Below are 3,832 nucleotides of genomic sequence, written 5' to 3' on the forward strand. Positions count from 1 at the left end.
CTGCAGGTGTCTTCAACATAGAGCCAGTCTCGCACATTCCTCCCTTCGCCGTAAACAGGAACCGGTTTCTCTTCAAAGAGGTTTGTGATCATGAGGGGGATGAGTTTTTCAGGGAACTGGAAGGGGCCGTAGTTGTTGGAAGGCCTGATGATGATCGAGGGAAAACCGAAGGTCTCATGGTATGCCCTCACGAGCATATCACCGGATGCCTTAGATGCGGAGTAAGGAGAATTCGGCATGAGAGGCGTCTCCTCGGTAAACTTTCCCGACTCTCCAAGGGCTCCGTAGACCTCGTCGGTAGAGATGTGGAGGAACCGGGGTATCGACGCATTCTTAGCGGCTTCGAGCATCGTATAGGTTCCGATAACATTGGTCACCAGAAAGGGATGGGCGTCGGCGATGGACCTGTCCACGTGGCTTTCGGCCGCGAAGTGAACGACGGAGTCAACGCCGCCCATGATATCCTTCAGGAGCGAAGAATCCCCGATCTCTCCCTTGACGAAGGTGTATCGGCTGTCACCTTCCACGTCCCGGAGGTTTTCGGGATTCCCCGCATAGGTGAGGGCATCGAGGTTGATGATCGCGTAGTCCGGATAGGTACTGAGAATATGCCTGATAAAATTCGAACCGATAAAGCCGCATCCGCCGGTGGTAAGGATCCTCATGGTCCGACCCTGAAAGGTGTCTCGGGATCATTCTCGTATCGCACTTCGTCCACCTTCTCCTTCTTCCCCCATCCTCCAAACAACCGGTCGGGGAAATTGAGCACCATCCCTTCGGAATCCCCGGCATTCTTATAGGCATGGACTACCCCCGGCGGCACCATAACGATGAGCCTGTCGGCATTTTCTATGACCATCCTGTACCCCCGTGTCGGGGACTCTTTCCTGTTGTCCCAGAGATAGAGAGAGAAGGCGCCGAAAAAACAGAAGTAGTCTGTCTGGTCCCTGTGTTCGTGAGGTCCCCTCGTTATCTTCGGAAGGGTGACCGACACGTAACTCATCACGGGTTTATAATCGCCGAGCTCGTCGATCCTGAAGGTCTCGGCAAGCCAGCCCCGGCTGTCGTGATGGGGCTTCATCTCTTTCATCAAGACCCCTTCGATCTTCCCGTCCGTGAACATTCTAGACCTCGACTACCGAGTCATCCCCGACCATAAGGCGCAGGGCCTTATGGTGGGTATGTTTCTTCACAACCCTCGTGTTCTTCCCTACGAGACTGTCCTCAAGCCTTTCGATGCCCGAGAGGACCGCGCGATTGAGGATGACGGAATGTTCGATGACGGAATGCGTTATCCGTGCGCCCTCACCGATGCTCGTGAAGGGCCCGACAAAAGAGTTCGTGATCTCTGTGTCCTTCCCGATGATGACCGGTCCCCTGATAATGCTCTCCCTGATAACGGCGCCTTTTGCGATAGCAACCCTGCCCGTTACCTGGCTGCAACGGTCGATACTTCCCTTGATATCCCGTTTTATGTAATCGTCGAGGACAACGGTGTTGGCCTGGAGAAGGTCATCCTTTTTTCCGGTATCGAGCCACCATCCGTCGAGGACTTCACTCTTCACCTTATGTCCCATATTGATCAGCTCCTGTATGGCATCGGTTATCTCCAATTCCCCCCGGAACGAGGGCCTTATCCGTGAGATTGCGTCATGGATCTCCTTTGAAAAGATGTACACACCGACAAGGGCGAGGTTTGAAGGAGGCCGCTTCGGTTTTTCGACGAGCTTTACGATGTTGCCCTTGCCGTCGAGCTTTGCCACGCCAAACTGTTTCGGATTATCGACCTCTTTCAGAAATATTAATGCCTGAGGCGACTCCTGCCTGAATTTCTTCAGGGCATCCTTGACGCCCCGGCTGAGAAGATTGTCACCAAGATACATCACAAAATCGTCGTCCTTCAAAAAATCCTTCGCGGTGGTGACTGCGTGGGCAAGGCCGAGGGGGGCCGACTGGGGGATGAAGGTCACCCGCATCCCCCATCGCTTTCCGCCGTCGATGTATCGCATCACTTCGTCTCCGGTCTCGGGAGATATGATAACCCCCATCTCTTTTATCCCAGCGTCTCTGATGTGGTCGATGACGTAGCCGAGGATAGGCTTGTTGCCCACCGGGACAAGTTGTTTTGCTATGGTATAGGTCAGGGGTCGCAGGCGGGTCCCCTTTCCGCCGCTCAATATCAATGCCTTCATTCCACCGTTCCTCTGCTCAGAAAGTTGTCTATTATAACAAAAACAACAGCCAAGGTTCAGGGTAATCTTATCGCCCCCTGGCGGACAATCCTGAAGCCCTCTTCCGATATGTCAACAATCGTTGAAGGAGCTCCTCCCGGTGTCTTGCCTCCGTCAATGAGGAGATCAATATCTTCTCCGAAGTATTTCATGACCGTCTCGATATCGTCAGCCGGCGGCATCCCCGAGACATTAGCGCTTGTCGCCGTAATCGGAAATCCTGCCCTTCTGGCGAGATGAAGGGCGAAGGACTCGCCAGGGATGCGGACCGCTATCTTTCCGGTACGTGCCGTAAGATAATCAGACAGCCCTTCTTTGGCGGGCAAAAGCAGGGTGAGGGGGCCCGGCCAAAACTGCTCCACGAGCGCCTCGGCAGCGGGAGACAACGACATCAGGAGCACGTCTGAAAGCGATCTCCTGTCGCCGATGATGACCGGCATGGCCTTTTTCTTGGGCCGTCTCTTCAACTCGTAGAGCTTTTTGAGGGAATCAGGCAGATCGAACTTTACACCGAGGCCATAGAATGTCTCTGTGGGATAGGATATGATACCACCCCTCCGGAGAATGGCCAGTGCCTTCCCTATGACGTAGTTCATGTTCTCTTGTGTAAGCCTGACTATCTGCATGTCTACGTTACAGTTGCATATAATTCTTGCGTTAAAACTCAAGCACCATTGAAAATTGCTCATTTGCAGCCAGATCTCCATTAGGGGAGGAATGCGCCAAATCTGAAGTCCTGTTTGGGCGTTTGCAGTCATACCGGCGAAAGCCGGTATCCAGTGACTTTCCCGGCAATAGAACAACGTCGCTGGATTCCGGGTCAAGCCCGGAATGACGGAAAAGACTCACCATAGCCGACATTAGGGTTATGCGTGTTACGCCCTGGGCTTGGCAAGGATTTCGAGGACCTTGAGGTCGAAAAATCTCTTTGAAGCAGCAGCCTTCAGAACCAGGACCGTGTCAGAGCCATAGCCCGTTCCGGCAACGGCAAGGACTTCTTCGCCTTCCGGTATGAGCCCGGCATCAGCAGCCATCATGACGATCTCACAACAGACCTTGGACCCTTCCCCGAACCGCCTCAGTGATTGGGCTACGATAATGGTCGGATAGAGACCGCTGAACTTGGAAGTGAAGGCTGTTTCAATCGAATGCGTGAGCATTGAGCCTGTATAGACCTTTGCACCGTTTTGCTCAATTCTCCGCCTCGTCTCAACGGGCATCTCGCTGGTGTTCGGTTCCTTGAAGCCCTGGGAATGAGTGACGACGACCAGGTTAACATCGTCGTCCCTGAGTGCGGATGAGAACAACTCTCCCGTCTCACCCCGGGTCGAGGCGATGACGAGATGCTTATATCCGTGGTCTGAGAATGCCTGGCGGACGACTTCAAGACAGACCGCCGTATTCGCAACCCCCGGTTTTTCAAAGTAGGTGATCCTTCGTTCCACATGCAATACTAGCAGAAAGGATTCTGAATCATCAAGACCGGCCTTTGCAGTGTTGCCTTTGAAGCCCATCGAGGCAAGCTGCCGGGCGAGAAGATCATCGGTATTTACGGAGAAAATCATATTCCCCTTGACATGGGGCACAGGGCAGATGTATAC

The 3,832-nt window shown here is 53.6% G+C and carries 5 protein-coding genes; all 5 read right to left on the reverse strand.

Annotated features, from left to right (window positions below; all coding sequences use genetic code 11):
* Positions 1 to 665 (reverse strand): dTDP-glucose 4,6-dehydratase (locus VFG09_08295; GenBank protein HET6515145.1); only part of this gene is annotated, 665 nt, incomplete at its 3' end.
* The gene (locus tag VFG09_08300) at positions 662 to 1,123 is read right to left on the reverse strand and encodes a dTDP-4-dehydrorhamnose 3,5-epimerase family protein (protein HET6515146.1); all 462 of its coding nucleotides are present in this window, start codon (positions 1,121 to 1,123) and stop codon (positions 662 to 664) included. The genes VFG09_08295 and VFG09_08300, both read right to left, overlap by 4 nt.
* 1 nt (position 1,124) lies before the next feature.
* Positions 1,125 to 2,192, reverse strand: a complete 1,068-nt coding sequence (locus VFG09_08305; GenBank protein HET6515147.1) for a glucose-1-phosphate thymidylyltransferase — start codon at positions 2,190 to 2,192, stop codon at positions 1,125 to 1,127.
* Positions 2,193 to 2,248: 56 nt separating this feature from the next.
* Positions 2,249 to 2,827 (reverse strand): L-threonylcarbamoyladenylate synthase, encoded by a 579-nt coding sequence (locus VFG09_08310; protein ID HET6515148.1) that lies wholly within the window; start codon positions 2,825 to 2,827, stop codon positions 2,249 to 2,251.
* Positions 2,828 to 3,106: 279 nt separating this feature from the next.
* On the reverse strand, positions 3,107 to 3,832 hold a 726-nt coding region (locus VFG09_08315), incomplete at its 5' end, for a pyruvate kinase alpha/beta domain-containing protein (protein HET6515149.1).

It is taken from the genome of Thermodesulfovibrionales bacterium, assembly GCA_035686305.1.
Classification (GTDB): Bacteria; Nitrospirota; Thermodesulfovibrionia; order Thermodesulfovibrionales; family UBA9159; genus DASRZP01.